General features: G+C 73.3%; 20 protein-coding genes. 11 read left to right on the forward strand and 9 right to left on the reverse strand.

What is annotated here, in order from left to right:
• The first annotated feature begins 75 nt into the window (after positions 1–75).
• Entirely contained in the window at positions 76–816 is a 741-nt protein-coding gene (locus MUY22_RS21600; protein WP_247062012.1) for an SDR family oxidoreductase, read from the forward strand.
• 43 nt (positions 817–859) lie between these two features.
• Here the strand turns inward: MUY22_RS21600 and MUY22_RS21605 are convergent, their stop codons facing one another.
• From MUY22_RS21605 to MUY22_RS21615, 3 genes are all read right to left on the reverse strand, one after another.
• The gene (locus MUY22_RS21605; RefSeq protein WP_247062014.1) at positions 860–2515 is read right to left on the reverse strand and encodes an alpha/beta hydrolase; all 1656 of its coding nucleotides are present in this window, start codon (positions 2513–2515) and stop codon (positions 860–862) included.
• A gap of 370 nt (positions 2516–2885) precedes the next feature.
• Positions 2886–3782, reverse strand: a complete 897-nt coding sequence (locus MUY22_RS21610) for a LysR family transcriptional regulator (protein WP_247062016.1) — start codon at positions 3780–3782, stop codon at positions 2886–2888.
• A gap of 23 nt (positions 3783–3805) precedes the next feature.
• Positions 3806–4219 (reverse strand): GtrA family protein, encoded by a 414-nt coding sequence (locus tag MUY22_RS21615; protein ID WP_247062018.1) that lies wholly within the window; start codon positions 4217–4219, stop codon positions 3806–3808.
• Between the two features lie 164 nt (positions 4220–4383).
• Here MUY22_RS21615 and MUY22_RS21620 point away from each other — a divergent pair, with 164 nt between their 5' ends.
• The 4 genes from MUY22_RS21620 (at position 4384) to MUY22_RS21635 (ending at position 7928) form a co-directional block, all read left to right on the forward strand.
• Complete coding sequence (locus tag MUY22_RS21620) at positions 4384–5193, forward strand: inositol monophosphatase family protein (RefSeq protein WP_247062019.1); 810 nt, start codon at positions 4384–4386, stop codon at positions 5191–5193.
• 11 nt (positions 5194–5204) lie between these two features.
• Complete coding sequence (locus MUY22_RS21625; RefSeq protein WP_247062021.1) at positions 5205–5819, forward strand: NAD(P)-dependent oxidoreductase; 615 nt, start codon at positions 5205–5207, stop codon at positions 5817–5819.
• A gap of 5 nt (positions 5820–5824) precedes the next feature.
• Positions 5825–6670 carry a polysaccharide deacetylase family protein gene (locus tag MUY22_RS21630; RefSeq protein WP_247062023.1) on the forward strand — a complete coding sequence of 282 codons (846 nt, stop codon included), beginning with the start codon at positions 5825–5827 and terminating at the stop codon, positions 6668–6670.
• An 82-nt stretch (positions 6671–6752) separates the two neighbouring features.
• Positions 6753–7928 (forward strand): serine hydrolase, encoded by a 1176-nt coding sequence (locus tag MUY22_RS21635; protein ID WP_247062024.1) that lies wholly within the window; start codon positions 6753–6755, stop codon positions 7926–7928.
• Here MUY22_RS21635 and MUY22_RS21640 read toward each other — a convergent pair.
• Positions 7918–8757, reverse strand: a complete 840-nt coding sequence (locus tag MUY22_RS21640) for a helix-turn-helix transcriptional regulator (protein WP_247062026.1) — start codon at positions 8755–8757, stop codon at positions 7918–7920. The genes MUY22_RS21635 and MUY22_RS21640 overlap by 11 nt on opposite strands.
• A 103-nt stretch (positions 8758–8860) precedes the next feature.
• Here MUY22_RS21640 and MUY22_RS21645 point away from each other — a divergent pair, with 103 nt between their 5' ends.
• On the forward strand, positions 8861–9700 hold the full coding sequence (locus tag MUY22_RS21645) for an oxidoreductase (RefSeq protein WP_247062028.1): 840 nt from the start codon (positions 8861–8863) through the stop codon (positions 9698–9700).
• Here MUY22_RS21645 and MUY22_RS21650 read toward each other — a convergent pair.
• Positions 9678–10397 carry an alpha/beta fold hydrolase gene (locus tag MUY22_RS21650; protein WP_247062029.1) on the reverse strand — a complete coding sequence of 240 codons (720 nt, stop codon included), beginning with the start codon at positions 10395–10397 and terminating at the stop codon, positions 9678–9680. The genes MUY22_RS21645 and MUY22_RS21650 overlap by 23 nt on opposite strands.
• Positions 10398–10468: 71 nt before the next feature.
• Between MUY22_RS21650 and MUY22_RS21655 the strand changes: the two genes are divergently transcribed.
• From MUY22_RS21655 to MUY22_RS21665, 3 genes are all read left to right on the forward strand, one after another.
• Positions 10469–11422 carry a GlxA family transcriptional regulator gene (locus tag MUY22_RS21655; protein ID WP_247062030.1) on the forward strand — a complete coding sequence of 318 codons (954 nt, stop codon included), beginning with the start codon at positions 10469–10471 and terminating at the stop codon, positions 11420–11422.
• A gap of 69 nt (positions 11423–11491) precedes the next feature.
• On the forward strand, positions 11492–11875 hold the full coding sequence (locus tag MUY22_RS21660) for a cupin domain-containing protein (RefSeq protein WP_247062031.1): 384 nt from the start codon (positions 11492–11494) through the stop codon (positions 11873–11875).
• Positions 11872–12714 carry an NAD(P)-dependent oxidoreductase gene (locus MUY22_RS21665; RefSeq protein WP_247062032.1) on the forward strand — a complete coding sequence of 281 codons (843 nt, stop codon included), beginning with the start codon at positions 11872–11874 and terminating at the stop codon, positions 12712–12714. The genes MUY22_RS21660 and MUY22_RS21665 overlap by 4 nt, the downstream gene beginning before the upstream one ends.
• On the opposite strand, the gene MUY22_RS21670 is transcribed toward MUY22_RS21665, so the two are convergent.
• Positions 12701–14065 carry a PLP-dependent aminotransferase family protein gene (locus MUY22_RS21670; protein WP_247062033.1) on the reverse strand — a complete coding sequence of 455 codons (1365 nt, stop codon included), beginning with the start codon at positions 14063–14065 and terminating at the stop codon, positions 12701–12703. The two genes, MUY22_RS21665 and MUY22_RS21670, sit on opposite strands and share 14 nt — an antisense overlap.
• Positions 14066–14192: 127 nt before the next feature.
• On the opposite strand from MUY22_RS21670, the gene MUY22_RS21675 reads away from it, so the two are divergent.
• Both MUY22_RS21675 and MUY22_RS21680 read left to right on the forward strand, forming a co-directional pair.
• Positions 14193–14567 carry a peptidase inhibitor family I36 protein gene (locus tag MUY22_RS21675; protein ID WP_247062034.1) on the forward strand — a complete coding sequence of 125 codons (375 nt, stop codon included), beginning with the start codon at positions 14193–14195 and terminating at the stop codon, positions 14565–14567.
• A 17-nt stretch (positions 14568–14584) separates the two neighbouring features.
• The gene (locus MUY22_RS21680) at positions 14585–15067 is read left to right on the forward strand and encodes a hypothetical protein (RefSeq protein WP_247062035.1); all 483 of its coding nucleotides are present in this window, start codon (positions 14585–14587) and stop codon (positions 15065–15067) included.
• Between the two features lie 46 nt (positions 15068–15113).
• Here MUY22_RS21680 and MUY22_RS21685 read toward each other — a convergent pair whose 3' ends face one another.
• The 3 genes from MUY22_RS21685 to MUY22_RS21695 form a co-directional block, all read right to left on the reverse strand.
• Positions 15114–17870 carry a BTAD domain-containing putative transcriptional regulator gene (locus tag MUY22_RS21685; protein ID WP_247062036.1) on the reverse strand — a complete coding sequence of 919 codons (2757 nt, stop codon included), beginning with the start codon at positions 17868–17870 and terminating at the stop codon, positions 15114–15116.
• Positions 17871–17959: 89 nt separating this feature from the next.
• The gene (locus MUY22_RS21690) at positions 17960–19000 is read right to left on the reverse strand and encodes a glycoside hydrolase family 43 protein (protein WP_247062037.1); all 1041 of its coding nucleotides are present in this window, start codon (positions 18998–19000) and stop codon (positions 17960–17962) included.
• Positions 19001–19340: 340 nt separating this feature from the next.
• Entirely contained in the window at positions 19341–19529 is a 189-nt protein-coding gene (locus tag MUY22_RS21695; RefSeq protein WP_247062039.1) for a hypothetical protein, read from the reverse strand.
• Positions 19530–20981: the final 1452 nt, after the last annotated feature.

Below are 20981 nucleotides of genomic sequence, written 5' to 3' on the forward strand. Positions count from 1 at the left end.
TGGACAAGTGGACAAGTGTCCGCTAGCGTCGAAACAAGCGGACACTTGTCCACATCAATCGCCAGGAGGCTCTTCATGTCGGAAATCGACGGCAAGGTCGTCGCGGTCACCGGAGCGAGCGGCGGCATCGGCGAGGCCATCGCGCGCACCCTCGCCGACCGCGGAGCGGCCGTCGTCCTGGGCGCGCGCCGGACGGACCGCCTCGAACAGGTCGCCGGGGACATCCGCGCCCGGGGTGGCCGCGCGATCGTGTGCACCACCGACGTCACCGTCCGGGAAGACCTCGACCGGCTCGTCGCCCGGGCCGTCGCGGAGTTCGGCCGGCTCGACGTGCTCGTGAGCAACGCCGGCATCAGCAAGATCGGCCCGATGGCGGACCTCGACGTCGACGGCTGGTCCGCGATGATCGACGTCAACCTGCGCGGCGTGCTGCACGGGATCGCCGCGGCGCTGCCGGTGTTCCGGCGCCAGGGCCGCGGGCACCTGGTGACGACGGTGTCGACGTCCGGCCTGAAGATCACGCCCACGATGGCGGTCTACGCCGGCACCAAGAACGCCGTCCGCACGCTGCTGGAAGGCCTGCGGCAGGAGTCGACCGACGGCGTGCTGCGGACCACGGCGGTGTCGCCCGGGTTCGTCCGGACCGACCTCGCGGGATCGATCGACAACCTCGAGGTGCGGGCGGAGATCCAGCGCGGCATCGACGAGTTCGCCATCGCGCCGGAGGCCGTCGCCCGCGCGGTCGCGTTCGCTATCGAGCAGCCGCACGACGTCGAAATCGGCGAGATCGTCCTCCGCCCGACCGTCCAGGGCTGAGCCCGGGACGGCTGCCCGCCCGAAGCAGCCGTCCCGGGAGGTGTCAGTTCAGCGCGCTGACCTGGCGCTGAACCTCGTTGCGCAGCACGGAATGCGCGTCACTGAGCCGCGTGGTGAGGCTGCTGTGCGCGGCGCCCAGCGGACCCGTGACCGGGTGGACGGCGTCTTCGTCCGGCAGTGGCACGCCGGGGCAGGTGACACTGCCCGGCCGGGAGTTCCTGGTGAGGAACGTGTTCACCATCCCGTCGACGCACGGGTTGCCGGACAGGGCGTACTGGCCGTGGAACGGCGAGTCGTCCACCGACACCAGCGGGACGCCGGCCGCGCGCGAGGCCGCCTTCGCCTGCTCGTACCCGGTCTGCGGGTCGAACTCGCCCTGGACGACGAGCACGTTCTTCGCGACTTGCGCCGGCAGGTTCGGCAACGTGTGCTGCGGCGCGTCGGACCAGAACCCGCACGGCTCGCTGAGGCCGTAGAGCCAGCCGTACAACGGGTACTGCGAGCCCTGCCGGTCGCTGAGCCGCTGGTACCAGGCGGCGGACCGCGTCGGCTGGTCACCGCAGGCCACGGCGTACCGGGTGCCGGAGACCGCGGTGTAGTCGGGCACGGTGGCCGCGACCTTCGCGACCGTCAGCTGCGCCGCCGGGACGCCGAAAGCGCTGCGGGACACCGCATCCAGCTCGTCACCCGGAGCCGCGCCGCCGGGCTCCAGGGAGTTCGCGCCGAGGACCAGGACCAGCACGCCGAGGTACCACTGGAACTGGCTGCCGTTGCCGACGAAGATCCGGTCGAACGAGTCGCCGTCCACGCCCTGGGTCTTGTAGAAGGCGCGGATCCGCTCGATCTCCGCCTTCACCTCGGCGACGCTCGTGCCGAGCTGGTCGCCGTAGCGGCGCACGACCCACGGCAGGTAGACGTCGTCGAACTGGCGCTGGTCGATCACCGGGAACGCCTCGAAGTCGGCCTGGAGCCGGCCTTCGAAGTTCACGCTGGAGTCGAGCACGGTCTTGCCGGTGTGCTCCGGGAACAGCGACGCGTACTTCGCGCCGAGCCAGGTCCCGTAGGAGTAGCCGAGGTAGTTCAGCTTCTCGTCGCCCAGCAGCGTGCGGATCAGGTCCATGTCGTGCGCGGTCTGCCACGTCGTGACGTACGGCGTGAGCGCGTTGCTCTGGCACGCCTCGGCGATGGCGCGCGGCGACTGCTGGTGCAGCGCGACGCTCCGCGCCGACCGGTCCCGCGCGTCGAGCCCGGCCGGCAGCCGCCCGGTCGGGACCTGGCACTGGAAGCCGTGGTCGTCGCTGCCTTCGCGGCCGGTCCCGCGCGGGTCCATGCCGATCAGGTCGTAGAGCTGGTTCACCGACGGTTCGAGACCGGCCAGCGCGCCGGCGAGCGAAGTGCCCTGCCCGCCCGGCCCGCCGGGGTTGACCAGGAGCGCGCCGAGCCGCTGCCCGGTGGCCGCGACGCGGCTGATCGAGACCTGGAGGTCAACGCCCGCGGCGGGGTTCGCCCAGTCGCGCGGGACGGTGACCAGCGCGCACTCGGCCGGTCTCGCGTCGGCCGCGGGCGTGAACGCGCACGCGCCCCAGGTGAGCTGCTGTCCGGTGTAGGGCGCGAGCGGGTCGTCGGCGGCCGCGGCGGGCGTCGCGGCCGCCACGAGGGCCGCGATCGTCACGACCAGTCCGGCTCGGAAACCTGGCATCTGAAGTCCTCCCGAAAGGTGTGGAGGACGCGACCGTGGCACGGTTTCACCGGGCGGGGATCAACCCGGGGTATCAGATGTGCGGGGTGGAATCGTACTTTCGGCGGCCACGGTGCCGGCTACCCGAGGTCCCGCAACGCTTCGCGGACCCGGTCCCGGAGCCACCGGTGGGCTCTGCGCCGCGGCGGCACCGGCCCCGCGGTCACCGCTGCGGTGATGCGCCGCGCCGCCGAGCTGGTGGCCGAACGGCCTGCCGCGAACTCACCACGTCGAAGGGCGCGGCCGCGCCCCGGACCGTCTTCCGCCTGCACGTCCACGTCGGGCCGCGGTCGACGGCTTGCCGCAGCCGTGGAGGCGGCCGCGGTGCCGGCTACCCGAGGTCTCGCAACGCTTCGCGGACCCGGTCCCGGAGCCACCGGTGCGCCTTGTCGTTCTCGTAGCGCTGGTGCCAGGAACCCACCAGCGGCGCCGGGGGCACCGGCATCGGGAGCGGCACGGTCACCAGGCCCAGCGCGTCGATCATGCCCGCGCACATGCGTTCGGGCACGGCCACGACGCACTCGCCGAGCCGCACGACGCTCAGCGCCGACGTGGTGGTCGGGGTCGTCGCGACGACCCGGCGTTCGAGACCGTGCTCGGCCAGGGCGTCGTCCATCGGGTCGTGGAGCCGGCCTCGCCGGGTGATCCGCAGGTGCAACGCCTCGGCGTAGCGGCGCAGGGTCGGTTTTCGCGTGGCGAAGGGGTGATCCGGCGCGACGGCCAGCACCAGGCGGTCCTCGAAGAACAGCTCCGACCGGATCTCGGGGGAGTCCGGCGCCGCGCTGCCGAGCTCCAGGTCGACCTGGCCCCGGCGCAGTTCCTGGGTGTCCGCCCGGCCTTCCGCCAGCAGCCGCAGCCGGGCGTTCGGCGCGTCGCGGTGGACCGCGGCGATGAGCCGGGGGCCCAGCGCGGTGGTGATCGCGTCGTGGCAGATCACCGTGAAGACCCGGTCGAGCTCGGCGAGGTCGAGCGCGCGGTCGGGCGCGAGCACGCTTTCGGCCTGCTGCACCAGATCGCGGACCTGCGCCCGGATCTCCAGCGCGTACGGCGTCGGCGTCATCGTCCGGCCCGTGCGGACGAGGATCTGGTCGCCGGTCGTCCTGCGGATCCGGCCGAGCGTCCGGCTCATCGCGGGCGACGACAGGTGCAGGCGGTCGGCGGCCGCGGCGACGCTGCCCTCCTCGAGCAGCGCGTCCAGCGCCGTCAGGAGGTTCAGGTCCAGGTACATGCCGCGGATCGTACTGTGGCCGCTCAGGCCGGGCGGCGGACCGGCAGGACCCACCAGCGCAGCGCCGCGAACCGGCCGATCCCGCCGGTGGTGCCGATCAGCACGACGGCCAGCCCCTCCAGCAGCGGGCCCGGCTCGGGAACGAGCAGCGGGAGCACGAGCAGGCCCACCGAGGTGGCCCCGCTGGACCACGCCCAGCTCGCCAGGTTCTGCACGGTCTTGCGGCCGGGCACCGCCGTCGCGCCGGGGAAGGTGAACCGCCGGTGCAGCTCCGTGCCGGCGAAGGTGGTCACGGCGGTGGCGACCAGGTTGGCGGGCAGCGGGGCGAGGGTGGTCCGCAGCAGCCAGTAGACGACGAAGTTCCCGGCCGTGACGGCCGAGCCGACCAGGACGAACCGCGCTCCTTGCCCGAGGAGCCGGCGCGTGGGTTCGGTCATGATCCGATGGTGCGTCGGCCGCGCCGCCCGGTCTTCTTCTCGACGCGGCGATGTGGATTGCGTCTGGGTAAATCAACGAGTGCAAAGCATTCATTTGAAGTCATCGGCGGTTCTGCCTACGGTCGGAGACAACAGCTTCTTCCCCTTGGCAGAACAGGAACGTCATGACCGTCGAAGAGAACACGATCGAGGACGCCGCAGTGCTCGAGGCCGCCATCGCCGCCGTGCGGGACGCCGGTCGCCGTCTGCTGGCGCGCTACTCCGAGGACGCTCGTCCCGCCGATCGCGCCGGCCTGCTCGCCGCGGCCGGGGAGAACGAGCGGACCTCGAACGACGAGCTGCGGCGCGCGCTCGCCGCGGCCCGGCCGCAAGCGAAGTGGCTGACCGACGAGCTGGAGACCACCGAGCTGCCGCCGGGTGAGTGGTGGGCCGTGGACGCGGTCGAGGGCAACGTCAACCACGTGCACGGGCTGCCGGAGTGGTGCGTCAGCGCGACCCTGCTCCGCGACGGCGTCCCGGTGCTCGCCGCCGTGTACCAGCCCGTCCCCGACGTCGTGCACAGCGCGGTCCGCGGCGGCGGCGCGTTCGCGAACGGCCGGCGTCTGAGCGTGTCCGCCAAGGCCGAGCTCGGGGCCGCCATCGCCACCACCGGCCAGGCCGAGGCCGGCCAGAGCGACACCTACCGGCGCATCGGCGAGTCGATCACGACGATGCTCGGCGCCGCGCTGCTGGTCCGCGCGACCGTGCCCTCGACGTTCCCGATGCTGCTCGTCGCGGCCGGGCACGCCGACCTCTTCTGGCAGTACCGGCCCACGCTGCCCGGCGTCGCCGCCGGCGCGTTGTTCATCACCGAGGCGGGCGGGACCGTGACCGACCTCGCCGGCCGGCCGTGGCGGCCCGGCAGCGCCGACATCCTCGCCAGCGCGCCCGCGCTCCACGCCGCGGCGCTGGCCACTCTGTCCACAGTGAACTGAAGGGAACCGCCGTGGAACTCACGATTCTCGGCGCCACCGGCGCCACCGGGACCGAACTCGTGCGGCAGGGCCTGGCGCGCGGGCACACCGTCACCGCCGTCGCCCGCGACCCGGACCGGATCACGCTGCCGCCGTCCGGCCGGCTGAAACGCGTCGCGGGTGACGTCCTCGACCCGGACTCCATCGGCCGCGCGCTCAAGGGCGCCCGGACCGTCCTGTCCGGACTGGGCATCACCGGCGCGCCCGGCGTGCTGACGGCGGGTGCTCGCGCGGCCGTCGACGCCGGACCCGACTTCGTCGTCTGGCTCGCCGCGTTCGGCACCGGCGATTCGGCACCGCACGCCGGCGCGTTCACCCGCGGGCTGCTGAAGACGTTCATGCGCAAGGAGCTGGACGACCGCACCACAGCGGACGCGATCGTGCTCCGGGGCGGCGGCACGGTGTTCCACGCGGGGCCGCTGTCCGACGGCGACCTCAGCCCGGCCCGGCGCACGGTGCCGCTGGAGTCCGCGCCGCGGCGGTTCTTCCCCGCGCGCGTCAGCCGCGCCACGGTGGCGGCCGCGATGCTCGACGAGGCCGAACAGCGGCGTTACGGCGGCGGCATCGCCGTCCCGCTGGAGCGGTGAGCGCCGTGGACATCGAACTCTTCGGCTACGACCCCATCGTCGACCGCGCCCCGGTGCGCTGGCCCGGCGACGCCCGCGTGGCGTTCTACGTGGGCCTCAACATCGAGCACTTCTCCGTCGACCGCCCGTCGGTCAGTTTCAACGAAGCGACGGCGAAGCTGGTGCCGGACCCGATGAACTACGGGTGGCGCGACTACGGCGCCCGCGTCGGGATCTGGCGGCTGATCGACGTCCTCGACCGGCAGGGGATCCGGGCCAGCGCGCTGCTGAACTCCGACGCGGGCGAGCGGTACCCGCGGATCGTCGAAGCGGGCCGGGACCGCGATTGGGCCTGGCTCGCCCACGGGAAGTCGAACTCGATCCCGCAGACCGGAATGGCCGAGGACGAAGAACGCGCGTTCCTCACCGGGATCCTCGACAGCATCGAGAAAACGACCGGCCGGCGGCCGCGCGGGTGGCTCTCACCGGGGCTGACCGAGACGTTCGCCACCCCGCGGCTGCTCGCCGAACTGGGCGTCGACTACCTGCTCGACTGGACCAACGACGACCAGCCGTACGCGCTGAACGTCCCCGGTCTGCGGTCCGTGCCGTACACCCTCGAGCTCGCCGACACCCAGCTGTTCCACGTCAAGAGCATGACGGGGCCCGACTACGTCCAGGTCGTGCGGGACCAGTTCGACCAGCTCTACGCGGACTCGGCGGCCGGCGGGCGGGTGATGGCGTTGTCGCTGCACCCGTACGTCTCGGGGCAGGCGTTCCGGGTGAAGTACGTCGAGCAGGCGCTGGCGTACATCGTCGGCCACCCCGGCGTGTGGGTGACGACCAGCGACGAGATCGCCGCGCACCGGTAGGGCCTACCCCACCACGAGGACTCTCGCCGGCGGGGTCGTGAGCGCGCGGGCGTCTCGGTAGAAAAGCGGGATGGTGAAACGAATGCTCTTGATCGCCGCGGTGGTCGCCGCGGTTTCGGCCGGGAACGCGGTCGTCGCCGACGCGGCACCGAGTATGAGAGACGGGCTGGCCGCGCTGGTCCAGCGGACGGTGGACGCGGGGGCGCCGGGCGTCGTGGTCCGCGTCGGCACCGGTCACGGGCCACCGGTCGAGCTGGCCCGGCAAGCGCCGTGGACCACGGCCGACCACCGGCTGAGGGCCGGTGACGAGCTGCGGGTCGGGTCGAACACCAAGACCATGGTCGCGACCATGGTGCTGCAGCTCGTCGGCGAGAAGCGGCTCGGCCTGGCCGAGCCGGTGGAGAAGTGGCTGCCCGGCCTGGTGCCGGACGGCGGCGCGATCACGCTGAAGATGCTGCTCCAGCACACCAGCGGACTGTTCGACAACACCGACGACGAGGAGGTCCTGCAGTCGGTGTTCGGTCTCCAGTCGCGGCCGTGGACGGCGGAACAGCTGCTGGCCGCGGGCACCCGGCACCCCGCGTTGTTCCCGCCGGGCGAAAAGTGGTCCTACAGCAACACGAACTACGTCGCGCTGGGGCTCGTGCTGGAGAAGGCCACCGGCAAGACCCTGCCTGCGCTGTTCCGGCAGCGGATCATCGAGCCGCTCGGCCTGAAGGACACGTACTACGGCTCCCCGGACCGCCGGGACCTCGCGCACGGCTACGAACCCGACGCCGAGCACCTGAAGGCGCTGATCCCGGACCTGCCGGCCGGGATCCGGTTCGCCGGCCCGGAACACGATGGGCATGCCGACGTCACCGGGGTCGACCCGGACTGGGCGGGCGCCGCGGGCGGGGTCGTGTCGACCGCGCGGGACTGGGACCGGTTCCTCACGGCGTTGCTCTCCGGCCGGCTGCTGCCGGCGGCACAGTTGCGGGAGATGACGACGATGATCCCGGTCGACCCGGCGAATCCGCCGGCCGGGAGTTACGGGCTGGGGCTGGCGCAGCTGAACACGCCGTGCGGTCTGGTTTTCGGCCACACGGGCGGCATTCCGGGCTACCGGTCCGACCTCTTCTCCGACCGCACGGGAACGCGCACGGCCGAGGTGTTCGTCACCGAGCAGCAAGGGCTCCTCGAGCCGGATCTCGGGGCCGCGCACCAGGCGCTGGTCACCGGCGCGGTGTGTGCCATGTACGGGAAGGCTAGCCCGTGAGGGCCTGCGTGCCGAGCACGGTGACCAGCGCGAGGCGTTCGGCGTCTTCGGTGCCGGGCTCGGCCGTGTAGAGCATGACGCGCTGGTCGCTGCCGGCCACGGTGAGCGTGTCGCAGTCCAGCGTCACCGGTCCCGCGTGCGGGTGGTCGACGATCTTCCGCGCGGCCTCGTGGTGACCGACCGCGCCCGAGTCCCACAGCTCGCCGAACCGGTCGCTGTGCGCGCGCAGCTCGGCGACCAGCCGCCGCAGGCCGCGGTCGGCGGGGTAGCGGCCGGCGGCGGCCCGCAGGTCGGCCACCAGTATGGCTTCCACAGCGCGCTGCGACTCCGGCGTGTGCCGGACGCGGGTGCCGGGGCCGATCAGGTTGCGCCACACGGCGTTGCGCTCGTGCCCGCGCCACCCGGACGGGTCACCCAGCAGCGCCGCGTACGGCGGGTTCGCGACCAGGAGCGTCCAGGCCGCGTCGTAGACGGCGGCGGGCGTCCCGGTGAGCCGGTCCAGCAGGCGCTGGACGCTCGGGGTGAGGTACGCGGGCACGGTGTCGGGGCCGGGCGGCGTGAGCCCGGCCAGGTGGAACAGGTGTTCCCGCTCGGGCTGTGACAGGCGCAGCGCCCGGGCCAGGGTTTCGACGACCTGGGCGGACGGGTGCGACGCGCGGCCCTGCTCGAGCCGCGTGACGTAGTCGGCGGAGATCCCGGCCAGCAGGGTCAGTTCCTCACGCCGCAGGCCGGCCGCCCGCCGGTGGCCGCCGGCGGGCAGCCCGGCGGTGTCCGGCGCGACCCGGCCACGCCAGCGCCGCACCGCCTGCCCGAAGTCCGCGTTCGCCATGGGATCCAGTGTGCGCTGCCGGCACCGGATGTGCCTGGTACCAGCGGTCCCAGGAAGACCCGACGGCTGGTGGCCGGGGCCGGCCGGGGCGAGCGTGGCTCCCATGACACTCACCGAATCCCCGGTCTGGTTCATCACCGGCTGCTCCACCGGCCTCGGCCGCGCGCTCGCCACCCACGTCCTCGAACGCGGGTGGCGAGCGGCGGTCACCGCCCGCGACCCGCGGACCGTCGCGGACCTCGTCGGCCGCCACGGCGATCGCGCGATCGCCCTCACCCTCGACGTCACGAACCCCGCGCAAGTCGCCGCTGCGGTCAAGCGCGCCGAAGAGGAGTTCGGCCGGATCGACGTCCTGGTCAACAACGCCGGTCACGGCTACCTCGCCGCCGTCGAAGAAGGCGACGACGCCGAGGTGCGCGCGCTGTTCGACACCAACGTCTTCGGGCTCGCCGACGTGACCAAGGCGGTGCTCCCGGGCATGCGCGCCCGGCGCTCCGGCCACGTCGTCACCGTCTCGTCCCTCGGCGGCCTGGCCGGTTTCGGGGGCACGGGCTACTACCACGCGACCAAGTTCGCCGTGGAAGGCTTGTCGGAGTCCCTGGCCGCCGAGGTGGCGCCGCTGGGCATCGGCGTGACCATCGTGGAGCCCGGCGCGTTCCGCACGAACTGGTCCGGCCCGTCGATGAAGCAGTCCCCGATCCGCATCGACGACTACGCCGAGACGGCCGGCAAACGCCGTGAAGCGACCTTGGCCACGTACGGCAGCCAGCCCGGCGACCCGGCGCGCGCCGCGGAGGCGATCGTCACCGTGCTGGCGGCCGACGAGCCGCCGTTGCGGCTGCTCCTCGGCACAGCCGCGCTGAAGGTGGCGCGCGGCAAACTCGACTCCCTGCGACGTGACTTCGCGCGGTGGGAAGACCTCAGCCGGAGTACGGAGCGGTGACGTCCTTTGTGGACTCGACGATCGCCCGCGCGACCACGTCGGGCTGTGAGAGCGGAACCGCGTGGGACGCGTCGACCTCGGTGATCGTCGAGCCCGCGCGTCCGGCCATCCACCGCTGGGCTTCCGTCGGGATCGACCGGTCCGCCGTCGCGATCACGGCCCAGGACGGCAGCGTCCGCCAGGTGGCGGTCCGGTCGAAGGTCTGCGAGAGCGCGGTCGGGTCGAAGGGACGCTGGGCGGCGGCCAGCACCCGCGCCTCGGCCGGCTCGACGTCGGCGGCGTAGGCCGGGGCGAACATCTCGGGCCGCAGGTAGGCCTCCTGACCACCCGGGTAGTCGCGGACGAGCAGGTTGTCGGGGCCGAGCAGGCTGCCGGGGAACTTGCCGTTCAGCTCACCGGCCGTCTCACCGGCGTCCTGCTGGAACGCGGCGACGAACACGAGGGCCCGCACCGCCGGGGTGAGCGCGTCCGGCGCGGAGACGACGGAGCCGGCGTAGGAGTGGCCGGCGACGACCAGCGGGCCGGGCAGCGTGTCGAGGAACCGGCGCAGGTAGGCGACGTCGCCGTCCAGGGAGCGCAGGGGCAGGGCCGGTGCGAGCACCTGGTGGCCGTCGGCCTGCAGGGTCGCGGAGACGTGGCGCCACACCGAGGCGTCGGTCAGGGCGCCGTGGACGAGAACGATGGTCTTGGTGGTCATGGCGGAAAGTCTGGGCGCTCGCGTCCTCGCCGAGAAGTGGCAGCACTGCCGACAAGCGCTACGATCCTGCCATGACCCGGCACCGGATGGTCGTCGTCCTGCTCGACGAAGTGCTCCCGCTGGACTACGCGATCCCGTTGCACGTCTTCGCACGGGAGGCACCGGAGGCCTACGACGTCGTGACCGCGTCGGCCGACGGTCGCCCGGTGCTGGTCGCGGGCGGGACGTCCGTGGTCCCCGACGGCGGCCTCGACCTGCTGCGCAAGGCGGCCACGGTGATCGTGCCCGGTTACGCGGGTGCGGCCGAGCGCGAGCTGCCCGGGGCGGTGGTGCGGGCCGTCGCCGCCGCGCACCGGCGGGGCGCCCGGATGATCTCGATCTGCTCGGGCGCGTTCGCGCTGGCGGCCGCCGGTGTCCTCGACGGCCTGACCGTGACGACGCACTGGTCGCTCTGCGACGACCTGGCGGCCCGGTTCCCGGCGGTGACGGTGGACGGGTCGCTGCTCGTCGCCGAGACCGGCACGGTGCTCACGTCCGGCGGCGTGACGGCCGGCGTCGACCTGTGCCTGCACGTCCTGCACCGCGACCTCGGCGCCACGGCGGCGCGGCACGTCTCGCGCCGCATCGTGATGGCCCCGCGATCGCCGGACGGCCAGCAGCAGTTCGTCGAGAAGAAGGTGGTGCCACCCGGCGACGACGTCATCGCGCGGGCCCAGCAGTGGCTGCTCACAGCGTTGGGGGAGAACCTGTCCGTGCGGGACATGGCCGAGCGGGCCCGCATGTCGGAGCGCACGTTCCACCGCCGCTTCCGCGAGCGGACGGGCCTGCCGCCGCTGTCGTGGCTGCGCGAGCAGCGGATCGCGCGGGCGAAGGAGCTGCTGGAGAACTCGGACCGGCCGATCGAGGAGATCGCCCGGGCCGTCGGCCTGGGCACGGCGGCCAACCTGCGAGCACAATTCCGCCGCGCGACGAACGTGTCACCACGGGAGCACCGGCGGTTGTTCGCGTTCGGTCAGGCGGGCTGAAAGCGGTCCAACCCGAGCACCCGGAAGTGGACCAGCCGTCGGGTGATCACCGGGCTTAGCGTGGGTGCCATGACTGGTGCACCACCGCGGACCAGCTCCGTGCTCACGATGCTCGCCTCGCAGGCTCCGTCCATTCCGGACGGTGCGCACGTGATGACCGCCACGATCGAGCTGCCGCCGGGGGACGCGGGGACGCCGCCGCACCGGCACTCCGGGCCCGTCTTCGGGTACATGCTCGAAGGCGAGATGGTCTTCGAACTCGAAGGTGAGCCCGAACGCGTCATCAAAGCGGGTGAAGCGTTCTGGGAACCCGGCGGCGACGTGATCCACTACCAGGCGGCGAACCACCTCGCCGACCGGTGGAGCCGGTTCGTCGTGGTGATGATCTGCGCGCCCGGCCAGGAGATGCTGACGTTCGTCAGCGCCGAAGAGCTGGCGGGCAGGGGGCGATGATGCGGATCTTCCTCGCCGGGGCGTCCGGCGCCGTCGGCCGCCGGGTGGTTCCCGCGCTGGTCGCCCGGGGGCACGACGTCGTCGGCCTGACGCGGCATTCCGCCGCCCGGGTCGAAGCGCTGGGCGCGACCGCCGTGGTCGGCGATGTGTACGACGCCGCCGGGCTCGCCTCCCTGGTTCGCGATGCCCGGCCCGACGTCGTGCTGCACCAGCTCACCGACCTCGGCGCCGGGGATCGCGTGGCCAACGCGAAGGTGCGCACGGCCGGCACGCGCAACCTCGTCGACGCGGCGCTCGCGGCGGGCGTCCGGCGGATCGTCGCCCAGAGCATCTCGTGGGCCTGCGAACCCGGCACCGGTCTTGCGACCGAGGAGACGCCGCTCGACCTCGGCGCCGCGCCCGAACGGCGTGGCACGGTCGACGGCGTCGCGTCGCTGGAGGCCGCCGTCGCCGAGCTGCCCGAATGGGTCGTGCTCCGCTACGGCACGCTGCACGGCCCGGGCACCTGGTACGAACCCGGTGCGCTGATGGCGCAGCTCGCTCAGGCCGGAAACCTGCCCGCCACCGGGGATGTCTCCAGTTTCGTCCACGTCGACGACGCCGCGACCGCCGCCGTCGCGGCGCTGGACTGGCCGTCGGGCGCGGTCAACGTCTGCGACGACGAGCCCGCGGCGGGCCACGACTGGGTGCCCGTCTTCTGCGCCGGCGTCGGCGCGCCAGAACCCCGGCGCGTGGCCGGCGAACGCGCCGGGTGGGCCCGCGGGGCCGCCAACGGCCGCGCGCGGCAGCTGGGCTGGGCAGCCGGGACGTCCTGGCGCGCCGGGTTCACCAGGGCTTGATCGCGGCGTCGGCGAGCAGCTCGGCCAGTGCGTCCAAGGCCGGCCGCCACGCGTGCTGCGGCGGCGTCGCGTACCCGATGATCAGCCCGGCCTCGGGGCGCTCGGCGGAATGCCAGTAGCCGGCGGCGTTGATCCCCTGCAGCCGCAGGCCCGCCGCGAGACCGGCGTCGATGACACGCTTCTCCTCCTGCCGGGACGCGAGCGGCAGGAGCGCGTGCAGCCCGGCGGGGATGCCGTCCAACGGGGCGAGGCGGGCGGCCAGCTCGGTCCGCCGTTTCCGGTAGACCTGGCGGGCGCGGCGGACGTGCCGGTCGTAGTCGCCGCGGTCGAGCAGGTCGGCGATCGCCAGCTGGGCGGGCGTGCCGACCGTGGCGCCGGTAGCGGCGACGGCGTCGAGCACGGGGATGCGCAGCCGTTCGGGCACGACCAGCCAGCCGATCCGCAGCCCGGGCGCGAGCGTTTTGCTGGTGCTGCCGGCGAAGACGACGTGGTCCGGCGCCTGGGCCTGCAGAGCACCGACGGGGTTCTGGTCGTACCGGAACTCGCCGTCGTAGTCGTCCTCGACGACGATCCCGTCGTGCTCGCGCGCCCACCCGAGGAACGCGGCCCGCCGGCCCGGGCTCAGCACCACGCCGCGCGGGTGCTGGTGGGCGGGCGTCAGCAGGGCGGCGCCCGCGTCTTCGGGGAGGGCGGCGCCTTCCGCGTCGACGGTCAGGGGCGTGGTCGCCAGCCCGGCCGCGCGGATCACGGTCCGGTGGTGGGCGAGCCCGGGGTCCTCGGTGCCGATCGTGCGGACGCCGGTGTCGCGCAGGGCGCGGGCCAGCACCGCCAGCCCGTGCGTGAAGCCACTGGTGACCACGACGGCCCCGGCGTCGACGTGCACGCCCCGGGCGCGGGCGAGGTAGGTCGCGACGGCTTCGCGCAGGCCCTTCAGCCCGGCGGGATCGCTGTAGTCCATGCTTTCGCGGCTCGCCGCGGCGAGCGTCCGCCGGACGCTCGCGGCCCACAGAGTGCGCGGGAACAGGCTGAGATCCGGCCGCCCGGGACGCAGGTCGAAGCCGCCCCGCGACGGCGTCTCCGGCACGGGTTTCCCGGGCAGCCGGGTAGCGGCGACGCGGGTGCCGGAGCCGGTCGCGCTGACGAGCCGCCCTTCGGCCACGAGCTGCGCGTACGCCTCGACGACGGTGCCCCGCGCGACCCCGAGGTCCTGGGCGAGACTGCGCGAGCCGGGCAGCTTGGTCCCGGCGGGCAGCCGCCCGGAGGAGACGGCGTCCCGCAGCGCTGCTTCGAGCGCCCGGCTCCCGGTCCCGACGTCGAGGTGCAGATCGACGCCGAGCACGCGCTTTCCCACGTCCGCACCGCCCTTCCCCGCCGTCGAAGACCATTGTCGCCCGGCGTCGTCACCGCGTGAAATCGCGGTGACAGGATTCGGAAAGCCTCCTCGGTGATCGTGGGTGTTCCAGCGATCAAGGAGGTATATGCAGCACCGAATCAGCCGGCTGGTCTTGCTCACGGTCGCCGCCGCGGTACCACTCGTCACCGCGGCCGCACCGGCCGAAGCGGCGACCGGCTACGCGCGCTGTCCCAGCGGCTACTTCTGCGTCTTCGCCGATGCCAACGGCGGCGGCACCATCGCCTACTTCCACCACGGGTCACCCGACCTGCGGCAGCAGGGCATCGACAACACGGTCTCGTCCGTGTGGGACCGCAGCGCCGGGACCTTCGCGCTCTGCGATCGCTACGGCTACGCCGGCAACCTCGTCGACGTGTTCTCGGGGGCCAAGTCGAACCTCGACGCGGGTGAAAACAACCGGGCGAGCTCCGTGGCACCGAACGCCCACGGCTGCAACTGACTCATGGGGAGCTTTGTGTGAAAACGAAACTGAAGATGCTGATTCCCGTCGTCCTGGCCGCGATCCTGGCGCTGCTCGGCACGGGACAGGCCGGCGCGGCCAACGGGCAGCGCAACTACTACGCCTCGCAGTACGCGAAGACGAGCGAGGGGTACAACGCGGTCAAGGCCTACATCTACCCGTCCTGGCACTGTGACGCGCCCTACGCCGGCGAGGTCGACTTCACCTTCGAAGGTCACTGGGTGGCCGGCGGGTCCTACCTGCGCCGGATCACCATCGCCAACAAGACCGCGCAGCCCTACAACGTGAACTACCTCAGGCAGATCGACGACGGTGGCTACTTCAACCTGCCGGCTCCGTACCTGGCCGCCGGGAAGTCGTGGACGTACCTCATCAACCGCAGCATCAAGGGCTCGCACTCCGAGTTCTCGTTCGGCAGCACGATCGGGGACGCGGGATGCGGTGACCTCGGGCGCAACACCTGGGTCATCCGGCCCTGACGCCGGTACCGACGGCCTGGCCGGCACCTGCCCGGTGCCGGTCAGGTCAGGAGGCCGCCGCCGAGGTGCAGCACGTCACCAGTGTCTCGCGCAGGGAAGCCGCCGCCGTGTGGGCCTCCACGTCCAGGTAGACGTCCAGGGCCTTCGCCCACGTCTGGTGCGCGTGGTCGGTGCGGCCCTGGATGTGCAGTGCCCGGCCCACCCCGATCAGGGCTACCGCTTCCAGGCGCCACTCGCCGAGTTCGACGGCGGTGTGGTGGGCGTGGCGGAAGTCCGCGAGGGCGTCGGCGTTGCGGTGCAGCCGCAGCAGGATGTGGCCGCGGGTGTCGCGCGAATACGCGCGCATCCCGACGGCGTCCAGCGTCTGCTGCCGGTCGCCGGTGTCGGCGAGGAGGTCGGCGGCGTGCAGCGCCCGCTCGATCGACTGCAGGGCGTCGGCCGGGTGACCGGCGTCCTGCTGGGCCGTGGCGAGGTTGTTCCACGCGCGCCAGCCGGTCTCCGGCCGGGCGAGGCGGGCGAGGGCCTGGCGGCACAGCGGGATCGCGTCGGCCGGCCGGTCGGCGCCGATCAGGATCCGGGCCAGGTGGACGAGGGTTTCCGCTTCGGCCGCGTGGTCCTCCCGGGCGCGGTCGAGGGCGAGCGCGGCGCGGCCGTGTTCCTCGGCGACGGCGAACTCGCCCAGCAGCAGGTGCGCGATGCCGAGCCGGTTCAGGTGCAGGGCCTCGGCGACGACGTCACCCTGCGCGCGGGCGGCGTCCAGCGCGAGCCGGCAGATGGCGCGGACCTCGTGCGGCCGGCCCCGCAGGTCGAGGTAGGTCCAGTAGAGCCCGGCGAGCGAGCCGACGGCGTCGTGCAGCCCGGCGCGCGCGGCGGTGCCGGCGAGCGCGAGCACCGCGCGGCCTTCGGTTTCGCACCAGCGCAAGGCGTCCGCGCGGGTGCCGAAGCGCAACGGCGTCACGTCGCCGGCCGGCGGCAGGGGATTCGGCCGGGCCCGGACGTCGAGCGCCGTGCACGCCGCGGCGACGGTGTGCTGGTACCAGGCGAGCAGCCGGGCGAGCGCGGCCGTGCGTTCCTTGCCCTGCAACAGTTCCCCGGCATATTCGCGGACGAGGTCGTGCAGCGCGACCCGGCTGCCGGTGACCCGCCGCGCCAGGTGGAGGCCGGTCAGCTCGTCGACGGCGTGACGCGCGTGCGCGCACGGGATGCCCGCCGCGGCGGCCGCGGCGGCCAGGTCGAACTCCGCGACGGGATGTGCCCCGACCGCGCGCAGGAACGCCCGCGTGGCCTCCGGGAGCGCGCCGTAGGACCAGCCGAGGGCGACGCGCATGCTCACCGCGAGGTCGCCGCCGACTTCGAGGGCGTCCAGCCGCCGTTGCTCGTCGGCCAGTTCGGCGGCCAGCTCCGCGACGGGCACGTCCGGGCTGCGCGCGATCCGCTCGGCGAGGATGACCGTGGCCAGCGGCACCCGGTCGCACAGGTCGGCGATCCGGCGGGTGGCGGCCGGGTCGGCGGCCATCCGGTGGTGCCCGGCGACACTGCCCAGGAGCCGGACGGAGTCGGCGGGGCCGAGCGCGTCGAGCACCAGCCGGCGGGCCGCGTGCCGGCCGCTCAGCTCGGGCAGCCGGGCGCGGCTGGTGACGACGGTGACGCACCCGGAACCGGGCAGCAGTGGCAGGACCTGCGCGCTGTCGCGGGCGTTGTCGAGCACGAGCAGCAGCCGCCGGCCCGCCAGCGCCGTCCGCAACCGGGCCGAATGCGCTTCGAGCGTCCCGGCGGCTTCGGCCTCGGTGACGGCCAGCCCCTGCAGCAGCGTGGTGACGGCGTCTTCCGGCGACAGCGGTTCGCCGGGGCCGAACCCGTTGAGGTCGAGGTAGAGCTGGCCGCCGGGCAGGTCGCCGCGCACGGCGTGCGCCCAGGCCAGGGTCAGCGCGGTCTTGCCGACGCCGGCCGGGCCGGTGACGATCCCGATCGACGGCTCACCGCTCGTCAGCTCGTCCAGCGCGGCCAGTTCCGCGGCCCGGCCGACCAGCCGCGGGGGTGGCGGCGGCAGCTGGGCGGGCACCGCGCGGCCGCCACCGGCGTCGAGCTCGGGGTCGGCCTCCAGGATCCGCTGGTGCATCCGGCGCGCGCCGGGTCCGGGGTCGACGCCCAGCTCGTCGGCGAGCGTCTTGCGCAGGTGCTCGAAGGCTTGCAGCGCCTCACTTTGGCGGCCGCACCGGTACTGCGCGGTCATCAGCAGCGTGGTGAACCGCTCGCGCAGTGGGTACGCGGCCACCAGCGCCGGCAGCTCGGCGGCGACGCGGTGATGTTCGTCGAGCTCGAGCCGCAGCTCGGCGGCCAGTTCCTGGGCCCGCAGCCGCAGTTCGCGCAGGTGCCCGACGGCGATCGGCAGGTCGATGCCGACGCCGGCCAGCGGCTCGCCCCGCCACAGCGCGAGCGCGTCCTCGACGCGGGCCAGCCGGGCGCGCGGCGGCCCGTCCGGCGCTTCCACCAGCTCGGTGAACCGGCTGACGTCGATGTCCCCGGCGGGCACGGTCAGCCGGTAGCCACCGCCCTCGGCCACCACCGCGCCGGCGCCGAGCACCTTGCGCAGCCGGGAGACGCCGACGGCGACGGCGTTGCGCGTGTCGCCGAGCCGGTCGCCCCAGATCTGCTCCACCAGCGCGTCCGTGGTCACCGGCCGGCCGCCGGCCAGCGCGAGGACGGCCAGCAGCGCGGCGGGGCGGCCGCCGGGCACGGGCACGGTTTCGCCGTCGACCCGCACGAGCAGCGGACCGAGCAGGTGAATGCCGAGGGTGCCCACGGGCCCACGGTACCCACGACGACCTGGGCCGTTGGCCGGATTCGCCTACGCCGTTCGCCCGGGTCCCGGCATTCGCGGCATACCGGACGTCACTCGAAGAACTTGAGGCTCCAGCCGGTGTCGGTGGTCGCGCCCGGGACGTTGGCCCGGCGGTAGGTCGTCGAGCCCCACCAGCAGAACGTGCCCGAGTACCAGTAGCGGTTCGCCCACGAGTACGGCGTGCCCTTGGCCACGGCGTGGTACATCAGCGGGAACTTCGGCCCGGCGGGCGGGCTCGTCGCGATGTCGCCGTTGAGCAGGACGAAGCTGTGGCTGCCCGGCCCGTCGACGTGCAGGGTCGGGTCCCAGCCGGCCATCATCGTCTCGCGGTGGGAGCCGAACAGGCAGCCGTTCGACTTGTACCAGTCCCAGACGTAGGTGGGGTCGCCGCCGGCGCGCAGCCGGACCTCGCCGAGGCAGTATTGGTCGCTCCAGCTGCCGTTGGTGGAGTAGACGATGTGCAGCTGCCCGTTGGGGTCCTTGATCGCCGTGGGCGCCTCGTTGATGAAGGGGTTGCCCACCACGCGTTCCCAGCTCTCGCGCGGCTGCGAGATGACGTACCGCGCGCCGGTCGGCGTCGTCGGGCCGCTCATCCGGGCGAGGTAGAGGTTCTGCTCGACGTTCGTGTCGCCGGCCCAGCCCGACCAGACGAACCAGCGTTGCCCGCCGAAGGTGAACAGCGTGCCGTCGATGGCCCACTTGCCGTCGGGCAGCGCGAGCTGCGTCTCGGCGGTGTACCCGCTGTCGGCGACGGCGGAGCTGATGACGTACATCCGGTGCGCGGTGCCGGTCCCGGCCGAGAAGTAGATGTAGAACCGCCCGCCGTCGACGACGATCTCCGGCGCCCACACCTCGCCGCGGCCCCGGGTGTCGGACCAGACCTGCCGGGCGGGCGCACTCGCCGCGGCGTCGGGGGAGGAACCCTGCCGCACGGCGATCCCGCCCCCGGTGGACTGCGCGGCGAAGTAGGTGGAACCGACGCGCAGCACGCTCGGATCGGCGGCCCGCAGCCCGGTCTGCCCGGCGTCGGCACTCGACGTCGGAACCAGGCAGGCGACGGCCAGGAGCAAGAGGACGGCGATCCGTTTCATGGCCACATCCCGGGGTCAGCACGGAGGTTCCGATGCTCGCGCGCCGCTAGCACCCGCCGGTAGGGCCGGGAGATCTTGCTCGGTTCAGCCGGGCCGAAATTGGTCTGTTCCAGTGACCGCCAGGCGCCAACCCGTGCGATCCGGACGCCGAAGCCGCGATCGCCGGGATCGTCAGCTCGGTGACGGTGAAGAATTCGGAGCTGCTTCATCCCGGACATCGGGCATTCGCGAGACATTCGCACCGGCCGAATAACGGACTCGTTCCAAATCCGGCCGGGAACCCGGATTCGGATCGGGCCATACGCTCATCACACTGCCCGCGGAATAATTGGCAGCGCGACTACACTCCCTGTTCGCGGTGGTGCGAGCGGCGAACCTCCCGGCCGACGTCCCGCGGGCCGAATCCGACCCGGATCCAGGCGTCCAGCCCGGGCGGCTGCTGTTCGCGGCGCAGGGTGAGTTCTTCGCGAGGCCGGCCGCCCGAGGCTTCGCCGACCTGCACCCCCGCCACGGCGCGGTACTGGCCCACCTGGAGAGCGCGCCGGAGCTGTCCCGCCTGTCGGGCCGGCACAAGCAGGTGATCGGCAAGCTGATCGACGGCTGGAGACCTTGGGCTACGTCGAGCGCCGCCCGGACGCGGCGGACCGCAGAGCCAAGCTGGTCAGCCCCAGGCCAAGTGGCCAGGCCGAGATCTGACGGCGATCCAGGAGCGCCACGCAAGGCGCCTGGGTCGCGAGACGTGGGCGGTGTCCGGAGCGGCCCTCATCGACGTGACCCGGCACCAGCGGAACCGTGCGCGTTGACCGGGCCTGGGCTGCTGTTGCACCAGCGGAATCTTGCGCGCTCACGGGCCTGGGGTCGCTGTTGCGGCGGTGGAGCCGCAGGCTCTGACCGGGAGCGAGTGGCCGCGGTACCGGCGGCGCTGTGCATTGGCCGGGCTTGAGCTGCTGCCGCAGCCGCGGAATCGCGGGCACTGCCGGCACCGAGCGGCCGCTGGATCGGCGGGTGCTGACTGGGACCGTTTGGGCGGTGTACCGGCGGTGCCGCGCGCCGGCCGGGCTTGGGCCGCTGCCGCACCGGCGGAACCGCGCGCACGGACCAGCACCGATTGGCCCCTGTACCAGTGAATCGCAAGTACCGACGGCGCCGAGCGGCCGCCGGATCGGCGGAACCGCGCGTGCTGAACCGGGACCGATTGGGGGTGCACCGGCGGTGCCGCGCGCTGGCCGGGCTCGAGCAGCTGCCGCATCGGCGGTGTCGAAGGTACTGACTGGCCCTGATGGCTCCTGTGTCAGCGGAATCGCAGCGTACCGACGGCGCCGAGCGGCCGCCGTTTCGGCGGAACTGTGCGCGCTGACCGGGACTGTTCGGCCGGTGCACCGGCCGGCCGGGGCTTGAGCTGCTGCCGCACCAGCGGAATCGCGCGCACTGACCGGTGCCGATTGGCCGGTGCGCCCACTGACCGGGACCGAGCAGTCGCTGTACCAGGAGGACCGCCGGCACTCACCGGCATCGAGCTGCTGCCGCAGCGGGAAGCCGCAAGCGCTGACCGACCTCGATCGGTGGCCCCACCAGCGGTATCCCAGGCACTGACCGGGCCTGAGCAGTCGCCGCACGCCTCCGGGACCGCAAGCATCGACCGGCCTCGATCGGCCGGTGCGCCAGCGGCACCGCGTCCGCTCAACGGGCTCGGGTAGTCGGCGCGGTAGTGAAACCCGCGAGGAGCTGACCGGGCTTGGGCAGTCGCCGGGGCAGTGGGGCCGCAAAGACCTGCCGGGCTCGGCGGCCGCCGTAGTAGCAGAACCGCGAGGACCGGCTGGGCTTGGCGGCCGCCGCCGTAGCAGAACCGCAAGGGACTGAGCGGCGCCGAGCTGCTGCCGCAGCGGCGGAGCCGTGGCGTTGACCGGGACCGGGCAGCGCTCTCACCGGTGAAGCCGCACGTACATGGCGCTGGTCAGGGCTCGCGGCGCTGCGGGCGCCT

Source organism: Amycolatopsis sp. WQ 127309, assembly GCF_023023025.1.
Taxonomy (GTDB): Bacteria; Actinomycetota; Actinomycetes; order Mycobacteriales; family Pseudonocardiaceae; genus Amycolatopsis.

What these genes read in the sequence shown, in the direction of transcription:
- MUY22_RS21600 (WP_247062012.1), top strand. Translation starts at nt 76, where the DNA reads ATGTCGGAAATCGACGGCAAGGTCGTCGCGGTCACCGGAGCGAGCGGC.
- MUY22_RS21605 (WP_247062014.1), bottom strand. Translation starts at nt 2,515, where the DNA reads ATGCCAGGTTTCCGAGCCGGACTGGTCGTGACGATCGCGGCCCTCGTG.
- MUY22_RS21610 (WP_247062016.1), bottom strand. Translation starts at nt 3,782, where the DNA reads ATGTACCTGGACCTGAACCTCCTGACGGCGCTGGACGCGCTGCTCGAG.
- MUY22_RS21615 (WP_247062018.1), bottom strand. Translation starts at nt 4,219, where the DNA reads ATGACCGAACCCACGCGCCGGCTCCTCGGGCAAGGAGCGCGGTTCGTC.
- MUY22_RS21620 (WP_247062019.1), top strand. Translation starts at nt 4,384, where the DNA reads ATGACCGTCGAAGAGAACACGATCGAGGACGCCGCAGTGCTCGAGGCC.
- MUY22_RS21635 (WP_247062024.1), top strand. Translation starts at nt 6,753, where the DNA reads ATGCTCTTGATCGCCGCGGTGGTCGCCGCGGTTTCGGCCGGGAACGCG.
- MUY22_RS21640 (WP_247062026.1), bottom strand. Translation starts at nt 8,757, where the DNA reads ATGGCGAACGCGGACTTCGGGCAGGCGGTGCGGCGCTGGCGTGGCCGG.
- MUY22_RS21645 (WP_247062028.1), top strand. Translation starts at nt 8,861, where the DNA reads ATGACACTCACCGAATCCCCGGTCTGGTTCATCACCGGCTGCTCCACC.
- MUY22_RS21650 (WP_247062029.1), bottom strand. Translation starts at nt 10,397, where the DNA reads ATGACCACCAAGACCATCGTTCTCGTCCACGGCGCCCTGACCGACGCC.
- MUY22_RS21655 (WP_247062030.1), top strand. Translation starts at nt 10,469, where the DNA reads ATGACCCGGCACCGGATGGTCGTCGTCCTGCTCGACGAAGTGCTCCCG.
- MUY22_RS21660 (WP_247062031.1), top strand. Translation starts at nt 11,492, where the DNA reads ATGACTGGTGCACCACCGCGGACCAGCTCCGTGCTCACGATGCTCGCC.
- MUY22_RS21665 (WP_247062032.1), top strand. Translation starts at nt 11,872, where the DNA reads ATGATGCGGATCTTCCTCGCCGGGGCGTCCGGCGCCGTCGGCCGCCGG.
- MUY22_RS21675 (WP_247062034.1), top strand. Translation starts at nt 14,193, where the DNA reads ATGCAGCACCGAATCAGCCGGCTGGTCTTGCTCACGGTCGCCGCCGCG.
- MUY22_RS21690 (WP_247062037.1), bottom strand. Translation starts at nt 19,000, where the DNA reads ATGAAACGGATCGCCGTCCTCTTGCTCCTGGCCGTCGCCTGCCTGGTT.